Here is an 18,889-nt window from a genome sequence, read left to right on the forward strand (position 1 = left end):
CAGCACGGGCCGCCAGGCGCCGTGGTTCCAGCACCAGTATTTTGCCTCCCAGTAGCCAGTCAGCCTGCAGTAAGGCAAGTGGCACCAGGGTCGTTTTGCCTGCTCCCGGGGGAGCTTCCAATACAGCTCGGTTAGTTTCGGAGAGCGCCTGCAGCAGGCTGGGGAGCACTTCCTTTACGGGCAGCTCCGGCAATTCAGGTATGGAAAGGGCGTACGACATGTCGCCGCAATTTCAGAAAAATAAGCCAGAAATTATCAGGTGGTGCTTTCTGTGGAGGTTTCGAATAGCTTGAGTGCTTCTTCATTGCCAACCTGTGCGGCCATTTGTTGTGCTGTCAGGCCTCGTGCATCGCGGAGTTCGCGGTTCGCCCCCTGGTCGAGCATGAACTTGACCATGTTGTTGCGGCCGTACATGGTGGCAAACATCAGGCAGTGCCGCCGCTGCCGTTCTGCACATCAAGGTCGGCGCCATACTCCAGCAGGAGTTCGGCTATACCTTCGTAGCCATTGAAGCACTGCCCCATCAGCGCGGTATTTCCGGCCTGGTCCTGGGCGTTTACATCTGCTCCTGCTTCCAGCAGCATGCGGGCCGCTTCCGGCTGGTTGTTGTAGGTGGCTATGATCAGCGGCGTGAAGCCGCGAGGGCCTGGTTCGTTCACGTCAACACCTTCAGCAATGAGTTGTTTCAGGAGGGTGAGGTCACCGCGGCGTGCAGCATCAAACAGCACATCAACAGGTCTTGTGGAGTGGAAGGTCATAGGGATAAGGGTTTGGTTATGGCCTTACCTACGGTAAAAATATTTTTTAGTCACTCACCAGGTCAAAAAAACGCACTTTCAGGCTGCCTGGTACCAGCTTCAAGCCCTTTGGTATACCCTGATGCGACTCCTTCATGTGCTCTTTGTACCATTCCCTGTAGCTGATCTCGTCAGTCCAGGTGGTCATCACCCAGAACTCATTTTCGTTCTCCTGCGGCGTAAACACCTTCATGCCCAGAAAACCCTTCTCGTGATCCACCATGTGCGGTCGGTTCACAAATGCTTCCTTCACATCGGCTGCCATATCGTTGGCAACCTCAAACTGGCTCATGGCTATATACATAATCTGTTTTTAATTTTTAGGGCGTATTCTTCTGTTACTGCGGAAACGTCAGTGTAAACGTTGTTCCTTTGTTTGTTTCACTTTTCACCTGCACTTGTCCGCCAAAATTATCCATAATCCGCTTCACAATGTAAAGGCCCATGCCGGTGCCGTCTACGTGGGAGTGGAATCGCTTGAAGAGCGTAAACATTTTGCTCTGGCTCTCCTTGCTGATACCAAGTCCGTTGTCCTCAATGCTCAGCACAAGCTTCTTGCCTTTGCGGCTGCTTTTGATCCTGACATGCGGCCTGCGCTCAGGAGAGCTATACTTGAGTGCGTTGCTCAGTAGGTTATACAGGATACTGTGCAGGTTCTTTTTGGAGAAACTGATATCGGGTGCCTCAGAGAAGTCAGTTTCAATGATAGCCTGCTTTCGCTCTGCCTCTTCTCTCAGCCCGTCGAAGATCGTATTATACACGGTTTCAATCTCCAGGGCTTCTGACTCACCGTCCACATCCCGCTGCACTTTGGCAATATCGGTCAGGTCACGGATCACATTCTTAAAGCGCCTGATCGAGTCTTTGATCATGACAAACAGAGGATCTGTAGGCTCGCCAGGGAGCGGTTCAGCTTCCTTTATCTGCTCTTCCAGGACCAGCATCAGGCCTTCGATATTTGCAATCGGTGACTTCAGGTCGTGGGAGGCCGTGTACACGAAGGTGTCCAGGTCGTCGATCACACGCATCAGGTGGTCATTGGTATGCTGCAACTCTTCCTGTGCCAGCTTCAGGTCCGAAAGGTCGATGAATGAGCCGATCATCCGGTAAGGCATGTTATACTCGTTGTACAGGATATAGGCCCTGTTCGAAACGTAGGTATAATTTCCTTGCTTGTGTTGGATACGATACTCCGCGTTCCACTGTCTCTTGCCGTTGTTGATGGCATCGTTGACACTGCGCTCCACTTCCAGGCGGTCGTCAGGATGCAGTTTGGAGAACCAGCCTTCCATGCCACCGGACATTTCCTGTTCATCGAAGCCCAGCATTTTAGACAAACCGTCACTCCACCAGATCTCGTTTGTGGCCAGGTTCCAGTCCCATACCACGTCATTGGTGGCCATGGATACCAGGCGGAAGCGTTCTTCACTGTTGGCCAGCTCGCGGGTGCGTTCCTCTACCAGGCGCTCAAGTTTGTTGTTGAGCACGGTCAGGTTTTCCTCAGCTTTTTTGAGATCTTCGTAAGCTGCCAGCGTCTGCTCTTCGCTGTTCTTTTTGTCTGTGATATCAGCCATGGTCAGCGCGATGCCATTTCCCATTTTCACGGCGGCTATCTCGAACCAGGCCTTTTGTTCGTTCAGGGTCAGCAGCTGCTCTATGTGCAGCGGCTTGGCGGTTTCCACCACGTGACAGAGTTTTCTGAACAAGCCGGTATCGCGCAGGCCGGACATGGTGGCTGTCACACTTCCATGCAGCAGGTTTGCGCTCGATTCGCCCAGCATTTCCTCTGCCTTTTTGTTGAGCAGGGTCCAGCTAAAGTCCTTGATCTGATTTTTGTTGTCACGTATAGCCTGCATGGCCATGATGCTGTTAAGCGAACTGTCGAGCACCCCCTGTACCACGCTGCTCAGCGTTTTGAGTGTAGTCACATCCACAAAGCTGACCACAACGCCGTCTTTGTTGCCATCCCGCTTCAGGTAGGGGAGGATGCGCATCAGGAAATAGCGGCCATTTTCAGTCTCCACTTCCTGTTCTATTTCCTGTGAGGTGTTGTTCACATCCCGGATGTCGTCGAACAGGCGGGCATATTTCAGATTGTGTGACAGGTGGTACACCGGCCTTCCGATGTCGCCCCCGATGATGTTCACGATCTGCTCAACCGATGGGGTATACTTGCGGATGTCCAGGTTATGGTCCACAAAGATCTGGCCCACGTTGGAGCTTCGGAAGTAGTTGTCCAGGTCTTCATTCAGCTCCTGCAACTCTTTGATCTTCAGCTGATGCTCTGAGTTGACGGTGTGCAGCTCTTCATTGAGTGACTGCATCTCCTCATTGGAGCTTTGCAGTTCCTCGTTGCTCGACATCAGCTCCTCATTGCTGGACTGCAGCTCTTCGTTGGCGGTGCTCAGGTCCTGCACGGTCATCTGCAGGCTTTCCCGTGTTTCGCGCAGCTCCGATTCCAGGGTGGTGAGTTGCTGGTAGTAGTCTGCGTCTGATATATGCGGTGTCTCTGTCAGTTTAGGCTGCGGGCTAACTTCGCCCATTTCCTGCAACAGCACGAGTATGAGCGGTGGCTGACCTTTCTCGAGCGTCACGGGGCGCACGGAGGTATGGATCAGGCGCTCTTTCTTGCCAAACTTTACAGCCACCTGCCGGCCTACCACACTTTTTTTGGTCTTGATCGCTTTGCGGATGCTGACGCTGAGCACAACTGCCAGCTCTTCCGGCACCATCTTGATCAGGTTGAAGTGCAGGCGCTTGTCCGGAAACTTGAGAAAACGGTTGATGTCGCCAATGCCGTGCAGCAGCTGGTAGTTTGCGTCAACGTAAAGGGCGGTAACTTTAAAGTCCTCTGCCAGGGCATCCATAAATGCCTCATTATAGCGATTTAGCTGCGTCGTCTTAAACTGACTGGCCTGGCTTTGCTGCATGCTGGTAGTTTGGTAGTCGGTAACACCGTAGCTGCGCTGCAGGCTGCTGCGGTCTTTTACTTTTCGGAAAATTTTCCATTTGCGGTCTTCTTCCTCAAAGTACTCCTGCATGTCCCCGATGTGCTCACTCGGACCCAATAGCAGATAGCCGCCCATGTTGAGGGCGTATGGAAACAGGGAAAGTACTTTACGCTGCAGGCTGGGGTTAAGGTAGATGAGCATGTTGCGGCATGTGATCAGGTCGATCTTGCTGAAGGGAGGGTCCTTCTGCAGGTCGTGCTGCGCAAAGATCACCATCTTGCGGATCTCGTCACTTACCGTGTATTTATTGCCCTTCTGCTGAAAGAAACGCTGCAGGCGCTCTTCTGATACGTGTTTCTGGATGGCGCTGGCAGGTAGGTGCCTTTGGATGCTTTTTGCAGGGCCTGCTGGTCTACATCGGTGGCAAAGAGCTTTACATCCGGTTGGCGGCCCAGTTTGTGAAAGGCCTCCTGAAAGAGGATGGCCAGCGAATAGGCCTCTTCGCCTGTGCTGCAGGCCGCAATCCATACCTTAGTGAGTTCCCCTTCCTCTTTCGACGCCAGTATCTTCGGGATCACCTTTTCCTCCAGGAGCTGAAAGGCATCCGGATCGCGGAAGAAGCTGGTGACATTGATGAAAAACTCCTGGCAAAGGACTTTGATCTCGGCCGGGTTGGCGTGCAGGTAATCGAGGTATTCCTGCAGACTCTCGAGCTTCAGGGTCTGCATCCGCTTTTGAATGCGGCGGTTTAGCGTGGGTTTCTTATAGTGGCTGAAGTTGACCTGCGTATGGGTGCACACCAGGTCCAGAATTTCGTTGAGTATTTTTTCCTCATTGTCCGGATCATCCTGCTGCTTTCCGTTCTGGATAATGTTCCGGACCAGGGGGGTGCGGCGGGTGTATTCCATGATCTCGTGCGGGATCTGATCGGGTGGCAGTACGAAATCCACGCTTCCTGTATCGATGGCACTGCGTGGCATGCCGTCGAACTTGGCGCTCTCCGGGTCCTGCACCACCACCAGACCGCCGGCCTGCTTGATGGCCCGAACCCCCTTGCTGCCGTCTGTCCCGGTACCGGACAGCACGATGCCGATGGCGTACGGCCCCCGGTCGATGGCCAGCGACTCAAAAAATGCGTCCACGGCAAAGTTGGGCTCCCGGTTGCGGGGCTTTTCAGTCAGGCGCAGCCGACCGTTTTGCAGACTCAGTTGCTTGCCGCTGGGCAGTACATAAACACAATTCGGGCGTGTGAAGGCATGGTCTTCCGCTTCCTGCACCTGCATGCTGGTATGCTTGGACAGCAGCTCCGCCATCAGACTTTTGTGGTCTGGTGACAGGTGCTGGATAATCACGAATGAGAAGCTGGAATTGCCAGGGAAATGGTCGAAGAGCTTATGAATAGCCTCAAGTCCTCCCGCCGACGCACCAATGCCCACCAGATAATGATCAGCAGGCTTTGGGCTTATTTTCTGCTCCTGCTTATTGTTTGCTTGCTGCAACATGCTGTCTTAGCCGAAATAATGGTAATGTATTCTCTTAGTACTTCTCGCGGATGATCTTGCTAAGCACAGCACTGCGCAGCGCCTCTGCAGCCTCCAGCTCTTCCTGTTGCCAGGGGAGGGAAGTGAGCTGCACCGTCTGCTGGTAAAGCGCAAACGAGTTACGGGGATGATAGCTTTTTCCGTCCGGTTCCATCCGGATGGCCTGATCAGGATTGCCGCTCCAGTTGACAGTTTGCAGTACCTCTCCCCGGAAGCAGAGAATATACTCGCCCTGGTCCGGATTAATGGCCAAAGCCAGCAATCCGCTTGCCACGTCCTTATAATCTTTGCTATTGGGATAGGCCTGAGGGAGCGAGTTGGTTACGTATGTTTTGTCCGAGCTGTTGCGCCGCAACCAGGAAGCAAGCTCTTTTATTTTTTGCACAGGTGGGGTTTGCCCCATGGTGTGCACGTTGCCCTCATACAGTAAAGCTGCCCCATCCAGGGACAATAGCTCCATCAGGTTTGGCTGGCCCTGTAGCAAGGCATCTGTAAAATAGTCATTCTTAAAGAGCTGCTCCAGCATACTGGCATACTGTCCGCGCATGTGCGACTGTGCCGACGCACGCTGCTCTTTCTCATAGGCACCCAGGCGTACCGCCGCTATGGACGACAGCAGCTCCATGGCTGTGCGCTCCTGGTAGCTTGGGTATTTCGGGGTTTTGTGATGGCAGGAGATCAGGCCCCACAGCTTACCCTCCATAATAAGCGGTACTGACATGGAGGCCGAAATGCCCATATTGCCCATATACTCCAGGTGCACGCCTGCCACACTGCGCAGGTTACAACTGGTCAGATCCGTAAAGCGCCTGGTAATAGGGTTGAGGATAGGGTGGAGGCGAACAGGTGTATAGTCACGCGCAGGTATAAGCCGGTAGGGGTTGCGGAAGTAGAGGTCACGTGCCTGCTTGGGCACATCGGAAGCCGGAAAACGGAGCCCCAGCAAATCACTCATGTCTTCTGTTTTGGCCTGTCCGATCACGGTACCATTCCACATGTGGTCGAAGCGGTAGACCAGTACACGGTCAAAGCCTGTAAAGTGCTTAAACTCGTCTGCCACCGCCTGTGCGATCGCCTCGGTATTGTCGGCCTGCTTGATACGGGAAGTGATGTATTTGATCTGCTGGAAAAAGGCCAGAAAAGATTTGTCTTCTTCACTGTGCGCCGGCTCCATCTCTATCAGTATTTGTTCTGCTTCCGGATGCGCGGTAACGGTAAAGACTTTGCTGTTTCCTTCTGTATTGAAAGTGAGGGACGAAGGTATGTCGACCTGCTCATTTTCAGAGGCCTGTTCACGGGTCAGTTTCAGTTGCAGGTCTTCCAGTTCTTTCTCAGGTACGAAGGCCGCCAAGGGCTGTTCCAGTATCGCTTCGGGTGCAAGCCCAAGCAGCTCTGAGCAGTTTTCGCTTACCTGCCTGATCCGGAGCGTCTTGTCCAGAACAAGCAGCAGACCGTGTGGTTGTATCAGGTTGATCTGGTGAAGCGGAATGCTGCCGCAGAAATCAGAATCATAATTTTTTTCACTGCCGGGTTGCAGCACAGGTGCTTTATTTTCCATAGTATGCGAGGACTCTGCCAGGGATAAAAAAAGGATACAGTACAATAAAAAAAGGTGAGCTGTATGTTTTTGGCAAAGTATATCAGGCTGTAATTTAAGTGTTTTTCCCCTAAAAACATGAAATAAAATACTTTATTGGTGTGCAACAGGTGAACTTTCAGATTGTTTTGATGAGAATAGGGGCTCGGAAATCATCCTAACCGCATCAGTATAAATACTGATGCGTCAATAAAGGCTATTTTTTCTTTTCCAGAAGCAGGCGCACCGCTTTATCCGGACTTTTGACGCTGAAAGTCTGGGTAGCATAGCCTGCACTACTCACGAGCAGGGTATAGCTGCCGGCATCCAGCGGAAGCCTGAAAAATCCTTGTTCGTCGCAGCTGGTCTGCCAGGGGCTGCCCTGCACCTGCACGGTTGCCAGCCCTATACCTTGTCCTCGTGTATCCAGTACCTGCCCTTGCAGACTGAACTCCGCCTGCGGCCTGCTGCTCTCCAGGTGGTTGCTGGCAGGAGGTGCCGGAATGTCCAGCACAAGCGCAGCGTCTATCGTGCGGGCCAGCAGTTCCTCCGGACTAGGCGGCAGGATTTCAGCTGCCTGCATGGCTGCTTTCTCCTGAGCGGCTGTGCGGGTGTATTGGTAGAATAGAATAAGGCCAAGTGAACAGAACATCATTAGCAGGCCCAGTGCCACACGCCAGTCAGCCAGGCCGTGCAGGGCACGCGGGCGGTGCTTGCGCCGCAAGCGGGTGCGAACCCGCTGCCAGATGCGGTAGCGGGACTGGCGGGTTCGTTCACGGTCCGACAGCGACATGCCTGTCAGTATGTCTTCGCACATCTCACAGTCGAGCAGGTGCTTCTCCAGTTCATAGTTGGTAGCCGGCGGCAGCGTGCCTTCCTCATATTGCCGCAACAGCTCTACGGAGGGGTGTTCCTCCAGTCCCCATTCGCTTATCTGTATTTTATCGTTGCGCATGGTTTTTCTCAATGTAAATTCTAAGGTTACGGCGGCCGTTCTGTATGTAACTCTTCACCTGCTTCAGGTCGCAGCCCGTGATTTCCTCAATCTCGCGGTAGCTCTTCTGCTGCAGGTAAAACAACTCGATGCAGGTGCGCTGCTCAGCAGGCAGGTGTACCAGGCCGTGTTCGAGCGCCTGCCAGTCCAACTCTGCCTGTGTAGCATCGTCCTGTGGCAGGGTATGCTGCTCGCGTGGCAGGGCCTGGCTCACTTTGTTTTTCAGGCGACCTGTTCGCAGCAGTTGCAGGCAGTGGTTTTTGGTGAGCGAGTGCAGCCACGATTTGAAGTTGCTTACCTCATGCCGCTTCAAAGCTACTATCAGTTGTTCGAACACCTGCATGGTGGCGTCTTTGCTTTCTTCTTCATCCTCCAGGTAGCGCAGGCAGATCAGGTATACCATCTCGGTGTGCCGCTCAAAAAGTTTCCCGATCACGTCCAGGTCACCGGAACGGCGATACTGCCGCACCAGCTCCATGTCATCAGTGGAACGCGATTTTGAGAAGAACTTTAAAAACATAGCCAGTACCGTGTTAAAGTATATTCAATAAAATAAATATAGTTGAATTTGCCATGCTCTTATTGAAATGAAATTTACATCCGCCCTGCTGCTCCGGTTGGCAGCAGGGCTAACGCTTATCGGGAGGCCAGCAAGGCCTTGTCCTCTTCCCTTAACTCTACCAGAGCGTATTTGCGGGTGTCGGTGATTTTGAGCTCGTCCAGCACATCCACCATGTTTTTAAAGCGGGAGCTTTCCGTTGCTTTCACCAGCACCACCATGTCGGGGTTGCCCTTGACCTGATCTGTCAGCAGCACCTGCCGGATGCCTGTGGCAGAAAAGTCGGTTTGTGTTACCTCCGGCTCATCGCCCGGGTAGCCAAAGAAGTAGTATACCTTGTCTGCTTCATCGAGCACTATGTTCAGCGCATTTTTGCCAGGTATGGGCGTGTCGGGCCTGTTGCAACGGGCATATTGATCTCCATGGTCTGGAGTTTGGCAAAAGTGGTCGTGAGCATAAAGAAAGTCAGCAGCAGAAAGGCCAGGTCCACCATCGGGGTCATATCCAGGTGAAAGCCATTGTTGCGTGCACGTTTTCTGCTGCCTTTTGCGGGGTTTTGTTTTTCCTGTACCTGTGCCATGATCTTGTCCTTTCTGTTTGTGATTGCGGATGCAGGCAGGCCTTCTGCTGCATTTGTATAGTAGATGAACCGGGCCCCGGATTCCACACGGAGACTCCATTTATTTCACAAAAAAAATTACAGCAGCTGCCTTCTGTCGTAAGCAGTGGTAAACATAAATCAGCGCTATGATTGATCGACAGGTATACCGCATGTCACGTGCTGGCTCTATTCGCAATCTTGAGTTGCGGCATGAGTCGCTTGAGTCGCCCGCCCGGGATGAAGTGTGCGTGCAGGTGCGTGCCATCGGGCTCAACTTTGCCGATGTCTTTGCCATGCAGGGCCTTTACAGTGCCACCCCCAGCGGTTCGTTTATACCCGGGCTCGAGTTCGCGGGGGAAGTTGTGGCTGTGGGAGATGAGGCGGGTGACTGGCAGATCGGGGACCGGGTGATGGGAGTGACCAGGTTTGGAGGCTATGTATCGCACATCAACAGCCACCACCGCTACGTGCTGCCCTTGCCCGATAGCTGGAGCTTTGAGGAGGGAGCAGGTTTTCTGGTGCAGGGACTTACGGCTTATTACGCCCTCACCGAACTCGGCAACCTGAAGCCGGGTATGAACGTGCTGATCCACAGTGCAGCGGGAGGGGTAGGTATACTGGCTAACCGCATCTGCCAGAAAGTTGGCGCCTATACCATTGGCACAGTAGGGCAGGCGGGCAAGTTGGAGTTTCTGCGCAAGCATGAGCACTACGGCGATGTGATTTTGCGAGACAATGATTTTTATGACAAACTGATGCACAGTCTCAACGGCCGCCCCCTGCACCTGATCATGGAGTGCATCGGCGGGCGCATCCTCGAACTTGGCTGGAAAGCGCTGGCGCCAATGGGGCGCATGGTGGTGTATGGCAATGCCTCGTTTAGCAGCCATGGCAGCAAACCGAACTATCCGCGCCTGATCTGGAAGTACCTGCGCCGTCCGAAGATAGACCCGCTTAAGTTGCCCACCGAAAACAAATCCATCATGGGTTTTAACCTGATCTACCTCTACGAGCAGACGGATATGATGCATGAATTACTGCAGGGACTGCAACAGCTCCAGCTTGCGCCCCAACACGTGGGCCATGTGTATGCCTTCGACGAAATGCACAAGGCCATCCGGCTGTTTCAGCGGGGCAGGTCAGTAGGCAAAGTAGTCGTAACGGTGTGAGGGTGAAAATACACACTTTTAGGGTGTTGGGTAGCAGGAAATTAATGTACTGCTCGGTTGAACCTATCGCTCTATGCTGCTGCGTGATCTGTACAGTTTGCGGGCTGCGACCTTTCTGCGCTTGTAATAGCTGCTGAGCTGGCTCAGTCTGCCTGTATGCATTTGTTCCGCTCGCTTCGCGGGGTGCGGGATATGGCAAACAGGGCAGACAGGTTCCTCAAGTTGTCCCTGCAATTCTTCTATGGCGTCTTCTACCTGGCGCAAATAGGCTATAATGGCCAGTGTGCCCAGGAGGCCAACCAGCGTAAGGATGGTACTGATGATCATGGTAATCGAAACTTTGGCTAAAAGTTAAAATTAAAGGCAATCAAACGGCTGGATAGCGCAGCCAGTTTTCATTTTGAATGCGCTATATCCGAAAATTTGATTTCTTTAATTAACGCGATTCATTCAAGAAATTAAAGCTTCCCGCTGCAAAATCTTAAACTTCCATAAAGAATCATCGATAGATGCCATCCGCATAGCAATTTTGGCGCAGGCAGCAAAACAATTCAAAAATAGACTACCTGGCTGATGGCCTGATGGAGGTCCTATTGAATGCGTCGGTTCAAAAAATGTACTCGAATTCTCCCATCCAGTGTGCAATAAGTTGTGTTAGATGCTCTATATTAGCACCTTCACTCAAGCACTATTTATGAAACAACTTTACATCCTGCTTTTTGCCGGGCTGTCTTTGTCGAGCTGTGTCAGCACAAGCAAATATGCCCAGTTTGTAGAACAAAAGCCTAAGACAGAGCGCCCGGAACAGGTGCAGCAAAACGACTGGCTGATCGTGCAGGCTCCTCCCGCTGCCCAGAAGAGCAATTACTTAAAACTGGAGAATTCGTTTATACCTGCCATCGTTTACTGGGGGTGGAACTCCACTATATCCTGCGAGCTGGACCCAGGCAGCACAGCTGTTCATGTACAAAGGGGTATGCACCAGGCAGCCCAAAAGCTTAACCTGCAGCAAGTACTTGGAGGTCGTCAGCTGGTGGTGGAGCTGCAACAGCTACCTGGCCAGTTCCTGTACGAGAACAAGGGCAGTACGGTGTTTCTGCTGTTCATGCATATGACCAGCGCACAGGAAGTGATCACACCCCGTCCGACTAATCTGATCGTGCGTTATTATCTGAAGGAGCATGGAGAAGTGATTGCCTCTGGCGAGAGCATCGTGCCAAACGAGGAGCAGCCCATCCGCAATCTCTGGAAGTCAACTAAAAAGTTTACCTGGATGTACCTGGACCTGCTGGAGTCTGAATCAGAGCGTATGGGTACGGCAGCACTCACCTCCATTGCAAAAGAGCTGGAAGCCTTGCCTAATCAGACTGCAGCGGAATAAGCACAAAAGCGCTGTCTGAAATGGGAGCAGTAGTTTTTTTACCCGGGGCTTAAATCCGCCTATTGGAGTCGTAATGCTGCAGCAGCCATTCTGTTGCGCTTTCTGCATCCAGAAATATCTCCACCCGGGTATTGGCTTCAGCTATCTTTTGCTCTTCCTCAATCTTGTGCTTGATACGTTGCATGTCCAGCATTGACAAGCCCTCTTCTGTCATGACGCGGGCAAAGCGGGCGACGTAGGGGTTTATTTTGGGGATCATGGTGCTCACCAGCCAGTTCTGGTCTGCAAGTTCCATGTAATAAAGCTTTCGCGCATCACTGAGCCAGTAGCGGCACTCCAGATCGCAGACATAGTCAGCAGCCAGTGTAAGCGAGCGCCTGAACTCTTCGCTGGAAGGATGCCGTAGCCAGCGGGTGAAGAGGAGGTTCAGTTTGCGATCGATCTCAATGCTTAGGGACTCGTCCTGGTGTAATTTCTCTGTTTGTAAACCGTTGATCATAAGCAGAGCTGTTTTTATGCTACGCGTTCAGGAGCATGTGTTTTCTATCGATTAAAATGTATATGCTGCATGGTAAGAGGATGCAATATTTGCTATAAGGTAAGTTAGTACAATATTCAGAATTAATGCCAGAGCTCACAGCGAAATCTGGTTTATCTGTTTTATTTTTCCCGCAGGCGGTGTTATAATCGCTTTTCCTTCGCATCTCCCATACCTGTGCCATCCTGACTTACCAGCAGTTGCTGCACAGGCAGAGCGAAGCCTTTGCCTTTTGTATTCACGGCATCCATCATACTCAGGAGCAAACCTTCCTTGATCTCAAGCTGCTCATTGAAATCGCTCGTGAGGACATAGGAGAAGACTTCGACCTTGAGTGCATCAGAGGTGATCTCGGTCAGGCGTACACGGGCGCTGGTCTTGTCTATTTTGGGATGGGCTGTGAGCGTTTCCCGGAGCTCGTAACACGGCCTATATCTGGGCCGGCGTGGTGTCGTAACGCAGGCGCAGCACAGGGCAAAGAGGAAGCGGTCGCGGTGGGCGAAATTCTCGATCTTCTGTGAAGAAAAGTCTCCGTTCGGAATAGTCACGACGGTGCGTTCCGTTGTGCGCAGGCGGGTGGAGCGCATGCCGATCTGCTCTACGGTGCCTGTCGTGTCACCTACTTTGCAGAAGTCGCCTACACGGATGGGCTGGTCAGCGATCAGGGTCACGCTCCCGACAAAGTTCTCTACCGTTTTCTGAGCGCCTAAAGCCAGGGCGATACCACCTATACCGAGTGCTGCCAGACCAGTGGTCACGTCAAATCCCAGCGTGTCGAGGATGAAGATAATGCCGAATACCAGCAGCGCGATCTTGGCACCGCGGCGCAAGAACAGCACGATCGAAATCCCGGACATGTTGTTCTTCTGCACAAGCCGCCGTTGACTGAAATTGGTGATCGCGTCGACCAGTCGCCAGAGCAGCAGGATCACAGCCACCAGCCCCACGATGATGGTAAACTCACTGAAGCGCTGCCGCACCACAAACGAAATACCCAGGCGCTGGCTCATCACTACCAGGATCAGGGCAGCCAGGTATAGCCTGACCGGCAAAGAGAAGGCCCGGATGAAACCGTAGGTGGGTTCGTCCTTAGTTTTGCGCCAGATATAATTGATGACAAAAGTGAGCGAGGCCGTAATGCCCCAGGCAATGAGGTAGGCTATGACCGCAATCAGGAGCATGGCCAGCCAGTGTCCGGCAGGTACCCCGCCCCACCTGGTTTCCGTGAGGTATTCGGGTAGTACACTTTCCACGACAGCAGTTTCAGGTGCTTCGATCTGCAGGGGTACTTTGCTGATGGTCTCGGAGGCGACCAGCCAGATAGGACCGCCAGCCGGTCCCTGTGTTTTTTCGAGGAGCAGGTCGAAGGTTTCATTGGCGACCTCGGCAGTACCGACTCTTTCCTTGTCGGGTGGCAGGTCGTCTTCCAGGTCGCCTTCGGGTGTGTCGCTGATCCAGGAGCGGGGTAGGGTCTTGCTGCGCTGGTCCAGCAGGCGTTGCAGGGCCTGTGCTGTGGCAGCGCCATCCTTGATCGTGCCTTCCGGCGTATTGAGGTTCAGGTATAGGGCAGCTTTGGTATAGTCCTCATCGGCCACCGCCCGGATAAAACCCACCACCGTACCACGCGGCGTCCGCCTTCCCAGCGAATCATCCGGCCACTCAGGTACTACCGCCTCCACCGTATCCTGTACAGTTTCCTGTGCATGCGAGGTGGCAGGTATGGCAATTGTCAGGGTCAGGGCAAGCCATAGCGCAAAAGGGGGCCGCAAGAGATGGTGTGATAGCGCGTAACTGTAAATTGCAGAAAACATGTTTGTTGACGTATGTGGCTCCTGAAGTTAGTCTCATGGGATACGTCTTTGCGACTAACTTCTGTTACTCCCTGCAATAACGGCTAAGCTTTTCAGGAGTTGTATGAAGTGCAATTTGTGTCTGGCTTGATGGTGCCAGGTTTGTGCTATACCTGCACTTTCTTCCAGGTGCCGCGGCGGAAGAGCCACCAGCTCACCAGGGCATGGAACGAATGGCAAAAAGCAATGGCGAAGAAAACGCCGGTTGCTCCAAAGCCAGGGTGATGGCCAGGAAGTAGGCCAGCGGAATCTCCAGCAGCCAGAGCACCATCACGTTGATGATGGAGGGGGTGCGGGTATCGCCGGCACCATTAAAGGCCTGTACCATCACCATGCCCAACCCAAAGAAGACATAGCCCAGCGTGATGATGCGGAGTGCTTCTGAGGCCACACTAACCACTTCTTCGTCATGCGCAAAGATGCCTGCGATGGACTCCCCGAAGAGCAGAAAGAATACGGTGACAGCCGCCATAAAAATGACATTGTACCGGGCCGTGAGCCAGACAGACAGCTCAGCACGCATAGCTTTCCGCGCCCCCAGGTTCTGGCCGACCAGGGTGGCTGCCGCAGAGGACAGACCCCAGGCAGGCAGCAGAGCAAACATGATGATGCGGAAGGCAACGGTATAGCCGGCCAGGGTATTGCTCCCGAACTCAGCAATGATGCGGGTCAGGAAGATCCAGCTGGCGGAATCGATCAGGTACTGGCCCATGCCGCCCGAAGACACTTTGAGAATGCGCCAGATCATGGCCAGGCTGAGGACCAGGTTCTGGCGACCGAGCCTGAGCAGGTGCCGCCCATTGAGCAGGTGGTAGAACTGGTAGACCACCCCCACACTACGGCCGATGGTCGTGGCCCAGGCAGCCCCCTCCAGCCCCCAGCCCTCAAAGCTGCCGATGCCGAAGATCAGGAGCGGGTCCAGCACAATGTTAATACCGTTCGCAATCCAGAGGGAGCGCATTGCCAGGTGTGGCAGACCGGCTCCGCGAAAGACACCATTGATCAGAAAAAGCAGGATGATAGCCAGGTTACCGGCAAAAACGATCTGGCATAGCGCAGGCCGTACTCGATGACGTCAGCCTCGGCACCGAGCAGTGCCAGCAGATCGGCGGCATACCAGGTGGCCAGAAAGCCCATGGCCAGCGCCAGCACCGTGCCTGTCACGAGCAGCTGAAAGGTTACGTTGGCCGCCTCCTGGTAGTTCTTCTCACCGATGCGCCGCGATACCATGGCTGTTGCAGCAATGCCTCACCCCCATGCCGATCGAGTAGATGATCATCAGCACCGTCTCGCTTAGCCCTACCGTAGCCAGGGCTTTGGACCCCAGTCTGCCCACAAAGAAGATGTCGACCACCGCAAAAAGCGACTCCATCACCATTTCCAGGATCATGGGCACGGCCAGCAGCACGATGCTCGTCCGGATACCCAGCGTGGTATAGTCGTGCTCCGTGCCTTTTATGGCAGACCAGACAAGTCGCAAAAAGTCTTTGGTGTTTTGCATGAAGGCAGGAGCAGGTATGGGACGCTCCGCAAGTTACGTAGGAAGGTACCATGCAAGTTGTGTACTTCAACGAATTCATGATGGGACAGGCGACTTAAAAACACACAAGCCATGGTCATAGGTCTGCTATGCTTTGGAAAGCATGTGGCCGGCAATGAATGCAAGTTGATTTTATGTGCAGTTTAGTGCAATTAAGAAGGCTAAATCGAATTAATCCAACAGGCTAAGTTGTTAAACTTGTTGTATTTATATATATTGTTTTAACTTTAATTCAATAAAAAATAGTGCAATTGCATATAGCTGACTTTTAGAAAGATAAGGCTTAATGCTATTGCTTACTTCCCACTGGCAGCTGCAAGCTGTTGTTTTATCTATAGAATGTTATGAACGAAGCCGATTTCAATGAAAAACTTGTCAGGTACTCGCATGATTTACTTTGCGTCATTGATTCAAGGGGTGTTTTTATCAAAGTAAGTGAAGCCTGCAGTCGAATTCTGGGCTACGATCAGCACGAGATAGAGGGAAAGTCTTTTACCTCCTTTGTACACTCCGAGGATCTGGAAGTCACCGTTCAGGCATCCAGGCAGCTTAAACTCAATTCCAACATTCTCCATTTCGAAAACCGCTACCTCCATCAGGATGGCCATGCAGTTCCTCTGCTCTGGACAGCTACGCTTTCTGAGGAAGATGGTCTCATTTACTGCACTGCCACTGATATCTCAGTGGAGTATAAACTTCGCGGGAAAGTGGAGGAGAAGGAAACATTCTACAGAACGCTCATAGAACACGGGTCTGACATGCTGGCTCTCCTCGATGAGGATGGAAATTTCCTGTATGCCAACAATGCCTTTAAACGCATACTTGGCTACGAGGTGCAGCACCTCCTGTGCGGCAACAGCTGCAGCTACATTCATCCTGATGATCTGCCTGCCCTGCGAAGATCCTGGAAGCGGGCTGCTAAGCTTGAACTGCTGCGGATGCAGGACTTCCGGGTACGGGACGCCGAGGGAAGCTGGCGCTGGGTAGAGGCCATTGTCAGTAACCAGATCGGCAATAAGGCGATGAGTGCATTTGTGGTCAGTTCCCGCGATATCACAGAGCGTAAACACGGCAGGCTGCGCCTGGAGGAAAGTGAGCAGCGTTACAAAGCTCTGTTTGAAAATAATCCGGACATCGTGCTGTTTGAGAACAGACATGGTGTCGTAACCGAGGTAAACCAGGCATTTCGTGAAACATTTGGCGCAGCAGCAGACTCCGTGGTCGGCAAGTCGCTAACAGAGCTGCTCCCTCCGGACATGGCCGCCGTCAATGCGCGGTCACTGCAGGAGGCACTATTGGGCAGCACCCTGCGCTACGATCTGGAGCTTAAACCCAAGGGAGCGCAGACCATGGTCCTGGACACGGTGAAGTTTCCGGTGCCTGCAGGTGAACAGGTGATCGGAGCCCAGACTATCGCCAAAGACATCACCCCGATCGTGCGCTCTTTTGAAACCATCGAGCGGCAAGCCAAAAAACTGAATACCATTTTCGAAAGCATCACAGATGCCTTTTTCACCCTGGACAAGGAGTGGCACTTTACGTCTGTGAACAGTGAGTTTGAGCGGATTGTAGGTGCCACAGAGCAGGAAATAGTGGGGACTAAACTAAACGAGCATTCTGAGTTTGACACCGAAGGGCACTTTTACAGGCAGTATCGCCATGCCATGGAAACCGGTGAGAGTGTGCATTTTGAGGCTTACTCTGAGCGACCGGGTAAGTGGCTGGAGGTAAAGGCATTCCCTTCAGATGAAGGCCTGGCCATTTACTTCTCTGACATTACTGCCAAAGTACTGGCCTTAAAGGAAGTTGAAAAGCTGTCGCTGGTAGCCAGCCAGACGGACAACGGTGTCGTGATCACAGATGCCAACGGACGGACTGAGTGGGTGAATGAAGGCTTCACCCGCATCGCAGGCTATACCCTGGATGAAATGCAGGGTAAGAAGCCAGGAGAGATATTGCAGGGTCCCGACACCGATCCGGATGCCGTGCAGCAGATCAGGAAGGGACTGCAGGAGGCCTCACATTTCAGCGCCAGACTCATCAACTACCGGAAGTCAGGAGACAGGTTCTGGGTGTCGATGGATATCACACCAATCCTGGATGAAAAGGGTACCGTCACGCGGTTCATCGCCGTGCAGCGGGACATCACGCTACAAAAAGAAGCCGAGGCGAACCTGCTGCAGCTTTCACAGCATCTCTACCAGCAGAACAAGGACCTGCAGGAGTTTACTTACATCGTATCGCACAATCTGAGGGCACCGGTCGCAAATGCGCTCGGGCTGGTGCACTTACTTCATGCAACAGACACATCTTTTGACAATTTCGCTTCGATCAGGACGTACCTGCAAACCAGCATAGAGCAGATCGATACGGTGCTGCATGATGTCAACACCGTGCTTTCGGTAAGGGAGCGGGACGATGTGCTGGAGCTGGAGCCTATCAAGGTGGTCAGTCTGTTTGAGCAGGTACAGGCGAAGTTTGAAGAGATCCTGCAACAGTTCGGCGCTGAAGTAGTGCTGGCGGTGGAACCAGGGACTGAGGTGCGGGCCGTCCGAACGTATTTGTTCAGCATCTTCTACGGATTACTTTCCAATGCCATCAAGTTCCGGTCATTGGAGCGGACCCTGCACATCACGCTGACCGCTGAGAAAAAAGCGACCGGTGAACTGGAGCTTACATTTGCTGACAATGGCCAGGGCTTTGATACCCGCAAAGCAGCTGATAAAGTGTTCAAGCTCTACGAGCGCTTCCATAAGGATATCAAAGGACGCGGAGTCGGGCTGTTCCTGCTCAAAGCGCATACAGAGGCGATGGGCTGGAAGGTAACGGTGGAAAGTCAGGTACAGGTGGGCACTTCTTTCCGGTTCAACATTCCGGCTGAAGCATTGCTTTCATAAGTCTGCTTTAGCGGCCTTATGAAAGCAATGCTTCAGGTATAAAAGCGAAGCATCAAGCGAGACTGAATTGAATGCAGCGCCTGTTACTTAATTAAGTTGTTGTACAAACTGTTGAGAACCTCAGCCAGTGCCAGGTTATACTCATTCACTTCAGGGGCGCTGGTTCCGTTGGTGATCACCACAAAGCCAAACTGCTCTTTTGGCTGAAAGAACATAGCGCTGTAGAGTCCGTAGGCATTGCCGGTGTGGCCCACCATGGACTTACCGGGTATCAGCTTGCTTTCTGTTTTCAGCGCCAGCCCGTAGCCATTGTCGGCAATCTTCGCCTGCATTTGCCTGGCACTCTTCCTGGAGATGATCCGGGTGCCTTTGTAACTGCCCTGGTTCATGTGCATGGTCATATACCTGGCCAGGTCGGGGGCCGACATCTTCATGCCACCGGTTGGTGAGAAGATAGGAGTAGTATAGCCCATTCTGTATCTGCTGATTTCCTCC

At 52.8% G+C, this 18,889-nt stretch carries 21 protein-coding genes; 3 read left to right on the plus strand and 18 right to left on the minus strand.

All coding sequences use genetic code 11. The features are described 5' to 3' along the window. The 11 genes from O71_RS15650 to O71_RS25830 all read right to left on the minus strand — a co-directional run. A partial coding sequence (locus O71_RS15650; RefSeq protein WP_007658605.1) for a hypothetical protein occupies nt 1-220 on the minus strand: 220 nt, incomplete at its 3' end. Nucleotides 221-255: 35 nt separating this feature from the next. Then, nucleotides 256-426, minus strand: coding sequence for a hypothetical protein (locus tag O71_RS27430; RefSeq protein ID WP_369750966.1), 171 nt, complete (start codon nt 424-426; stop codon nt 256-258). Beyond that, nucleotides 426-758 (minus strand): ankyrin repeat domain-containing protein, encoded by a 333-nt coding sequence (locus O71_RS15655; protein ID WP_369750967.1) that lies wholly within the window; start codon nt 756-758, stop codon nt 426-428. The genes O71_RS27430 and O71_RS15655 overlap by 1 nt, the downstream gene beginning before the upstream one ends. A 46-nt stretch (nt 759-804) precedes the next feature. Beyond that, a complete protein-coding gene (locus tag O71_RS15660; RefSeq protein WP_234986344.1) occupies nt 805-1,089 on the minus strand; it encodes an antibiotic biosynthesis monooxygenase in 285 nt (94 codons plus the stop codon). Between the two features lie 46 nt (nt 1,090-1,135). Beyond that, on the minus strand, nt 1,136-4,138 hold the full coding sequence (locus O71_RS26600) for a CheR family methyltransferase (RefSeq protein WP_255345400.1): 3,003 nt from the start codon (nt 4,136-4,138) through the stop codon (nt 1,136-1,138). Continuing rightward, a complete protein-coding gene (locus O71_RS26605) occupies nt 4,042-5,250 on the minus strand; it encodes a chemotaxis protein CheB (RefSeq protein WP_051017791.1) in 1,209 nt (402 codons plus the stop codon). The genes O71_RS26600 and O71_RS26605 overlap by 97 nt, the downstream gene beginning before the upstream one ends. A gap of 34 nt (nt 5,251-5,284) precedes the next feature. Next, a complete protein-coding gene (locus O71_RS15670) occupies nt 5,285-6,847 on the minus strand; it encodes a GAF domain-containing protein (RefSeq protein ID WP_071530892.1) in 1,563 nt (520 codons plus the stop codon). Nucleotides 6,848-7,082: 235 nt separating this feature from the next. Further along, entirely contained in the window at nt 7,083-7,820 is a 738-nt protein-coding gene (locus tag O71_RS15675) for a carboxypeptidase-like regulatory domain-containing protein (protein WP_007658610.1), read from the minus strand. Next, a complete protein-coding gene (locus tag O71_RS15680; protein WP_007658619.1) occupies nt 7,807-8,379 on the minus strand; it encodes an RNA polymerase sigma factor in 573 nt (190 codons plus the stop codon). Before O71_RS15680 ends, O71_RS15675 begins: the two co-directional genes overlap by 14 nt. Before the next feature lie 116 nt (nt 8,380-8,495). Further along, entirely contained in the window at nt 8,496-8,774 is a 279-nt protein-coding gene (locus O71_RS25825; protein ID WP_007658623.1) for a hypothetical protein, read from the minus strand. Nucleotides 8,775-8,779: 5 nt separating this feature from the next. After that, a complete protein-coding gene (locus O71_RS25830; protein ID WP_007658624.1) occupies nt 8,780-9,085 on the minus strand; it encodes a biopolymer transporter ExbD in 306 nt (101 codons plus the stop codon). An 80-nt stretch (nt 9,086-9,165) separates the two neighbouring features. On the opposite strand from O71_RS25830, the gene O71_RS15690 reads away from it, so the two are divergent. Then, on the plus strand, nt 9,166-10,188 hold the full coding sequence (locus O71_RS15690) for a zinc-binding dehydrogenase (protein WP_007658625.1): 1,023 nt from the start codon (nt 9,166-9,168) through the stop codon (nt 10,186-10,188). Nucleotides 10,189-10,251: 63 nt separating this feature from the next. Here the strand turns inward: O71_RS15690 and O71_RS15695 are convergent, their stop codons facing one another. Next, nucleotides 10,252-10,515: a hypothetical protein gene (locus O71_RS15695; protein WP_007658626.1), complete on the minus strand. Its 264-nt coding sequence runs from the start codon at nt 10,513-10,515 to the stop codon at nt 10,252-10,254. A gap of 367 nt (nt 10,516-10,882) precedes the next feature. Between O71_RS15695 and O71_RS15700 the strand changes: the two genes are divergently transcribed. Beyond that, nucleotides 10,883-11,569 carry a hypothetical protein gene (locus O71_RS15700; RefSeq protein ID WP_007658627.1) on the plus strand — a complete coding sequence of 229 codons (687 nt, stop codon included), beginning with the start codon at nt 10,883-10,885 and terminating at the stop codon, nt 11,567-11,569. A 49-nt stretch (nt 11,570-11,618) separates the two neighbouring features. Here the strand turns inward: O71_RS15700 and O71_RS15705 are convergent, their stop codons facing one another. The 5 genes from O71_RS15705 to O71_RS27445 all read right to left on the minus strand — a co-directional run bounded on the left by O71_RS15705 (nt 11,619) and on the right by O71_RS27445 (nt 15,458). After that, complete coding sequence (locus tag O71_RS15705) at nt 11,619-12,068, minus strand: hypothetical protein (RefSeq protein ID WP_007658629.1); 450 nt, start codon at nt 12,066-12,068, stop codon at nt 11,619-11,621. A gap of 182 nt (nt 12,069-12,250) precedes the next feature. Then, nucleotides 12,251-13,918 (minus strand): mechanosensitive ion channel family protein, encoded by a 1,668-nt coding sequence (locus O71_RS15710; protein ID WP_071530891.1) that lies wholly within the window; start codon nt 13,916-13,918, stop codon nt 12,251-12,253. Between the two features lie 193 nt (nt 13,919-14,111). After that, on the minus strand, nt 14,112-15,002 hold the full coding sequence (locus O71_RS27435; protein WP_369750968.1) for an MATE family efflux transporter: 891 nt from the start codon (nt 15,000-15,002) through the stop codon (nt 14,112-14,114). Further along, entirely contained in the window at nt 14,960-15,187 is a 228-nt protein-coding gene (locus O71_RS27440; protein WP_007658635.1) for an MATE family efflux transporter, read from the minus strand. The genes O71_RS27435 and O71_RS27440 overlap by 43 nt, the downstream gene beginning before the upstream one ends. After that, complete coding sequence (locus O71_RS27445; RefSeq protein ID WP_007658637.1) at nt 15,165-15,458, minus strand: MATE family efflux transporter; 294 nt, start codon at nt 15,456-15,458, stop codon at nt 15,165-15,167. Before O71_RS27445 ends, O71_RS27440 begins: the two co-directional genes overlap by 23 nt. Nucleotides 15,459-15,841: 383 nt before the next feature. On the opposite strand from O71_RS27445, the gene O71_RS15720 reads away from it, so the two are divergent. Continuing rightward, nucleotides 15,842-18,394: a PAS domain-containing sensor histidine kinase gene (locus O71_RS15720; RefSeq protein ID WP_040574415.1), complete on the plus strand. Its 2,553-nt coding sequence runs from the start codon at nt 15,842-15,844 to the stop codon at nt 18,392-18,394. Between the two features lie 83 nt (nt 18,395-18,477). On the opposite strand, the gene O71_RS15725 is transcribed toward O71_RS15720, so the two are convergent. After that, nucleotides 18,478-18,889: serine hydrolase (locus O71_RS15725; RefSeq protein ID WP_007658640.1), on the minus strand; the 412-nt coding region annotated here is incomplete at its 5' end.

Origin of the sequence: Pontibacter sp. BAB1700, assembly GCF_000277005.1 — a bacterium.
Classification (GTDB): domain Bacteria; phylum Bacteroidota; class Bacteroidia; order Cytophagales; family Hymenobacteraceae; genus Pontibacter; species Pontibacter lucknowensis.

Excerpts from the sequence above, each read along its gene's own strand:
- O71_RS27430 (WP_369750966.1), bottom strand. The coding sequence starts at position 426 with ATGTTTGCCACCATGTACGGCCGCAACAACATGGTCAAGTTCATGCTC.
- O71_RS15655 (WP_369750967.1), bottom strand. The coding sequence starts at position 758 with ATGACCTTCCACTCCACAAGACCTGTTGATGTGCTGTTTGATGCTGCA.
- O71_RS15660 (WP_234986344.1), bottom strand. The coding sequence starts at position 1,089 with ATGAGCCAGTTTGAGGTTGCCAACGATATGGCAGCCGATGTGAAGGAA.
- O71_RS26605 (WP_051017791.1), bottom strand. The coding sequence starts at position 5,250 with ATGTTGCAGCAAGCAAACAATAAGCAGGAGCAGAAAATAAGCCCAAAG.
- O71_RS15670 (WP_071530892.1), bottom strand. The coding sequence starts at position 6,847 with ATGGAAAATAAAGCACCTGTGCTGCAACCCGGCAGTGAAAAAAATTAT.
- O71_RS15675 (WP_007658610.1), bottom strand. The coding sequence starts at position 7,820 with ATGCGCAACGATAAAATACAGATAAGCGAATGGGGACTGGAGGAACAC.
- O71_RS15680 (WP_007658619.1), bottom strand. The coding sequence starts at position 8,379 with ATGTTTTTAAAGTTCTTCTCAAAATCGCGTTCCACTGATGACATGGAG.
- O71_RS15690 (WP_007658625.1), top strand. The coding sequence starts at position 9,166 with ATGATTGATCGACAGGTATACCGCATGTCACGTGCTGGCTCTATTCGC.
- O71_RS15695 (WP_007658626.1), bottom strand. The coding sequence starts at position 10,515 with ATGATCATCAGTACCATCCTTACGCTGGTTGGCCTCCTGGGCACACTG.
- O71_RS15700 (WP_007658627.1), top strand. The coding sequence starts at position 10,883 with ATGAAACAACTTTACATCCTGCTTTTTGCCGGGCTGTCTTTGTCGAGC.
- O71_RS15705 (WP_007658629.1), bottom strand. The coding sequence starts at position 12,068 with ATGATCAACGGTTTACAAACAGAGAAATTACACCAGGACGAGTCCCTA.
- O71_RS15710 (WP_071530891.1), bottom strand. The coding sequence starts at position 13,918 with ATGTTTTCTGCAATTTACAGTTACGCGCTATCACACCATCTCTTGCGG.
- O71_RS27440 (WP_007658635.1), bottom strand. The coding sequence starts at position 15,187 with ATGGTATCGCGGCGCATCGGTGAGAAGAACTACCAGGAGGCGGCCAAC.
- O71_RS27445 (WP_007658637.1), bottom strand. The coding sequence starts at position 15,458 with ATGCAAAACACCAAAGACTTTTTGCGACTTGTCTGGTCTGCCATAAAA.
- O71_RS15720 (WP_040574415.1), top strand. The coding sequence starts at position 15,842 with ATGAACGAAGCCGATTTCAATGAAAAACTTGTCAGGTACTCGCATGAT.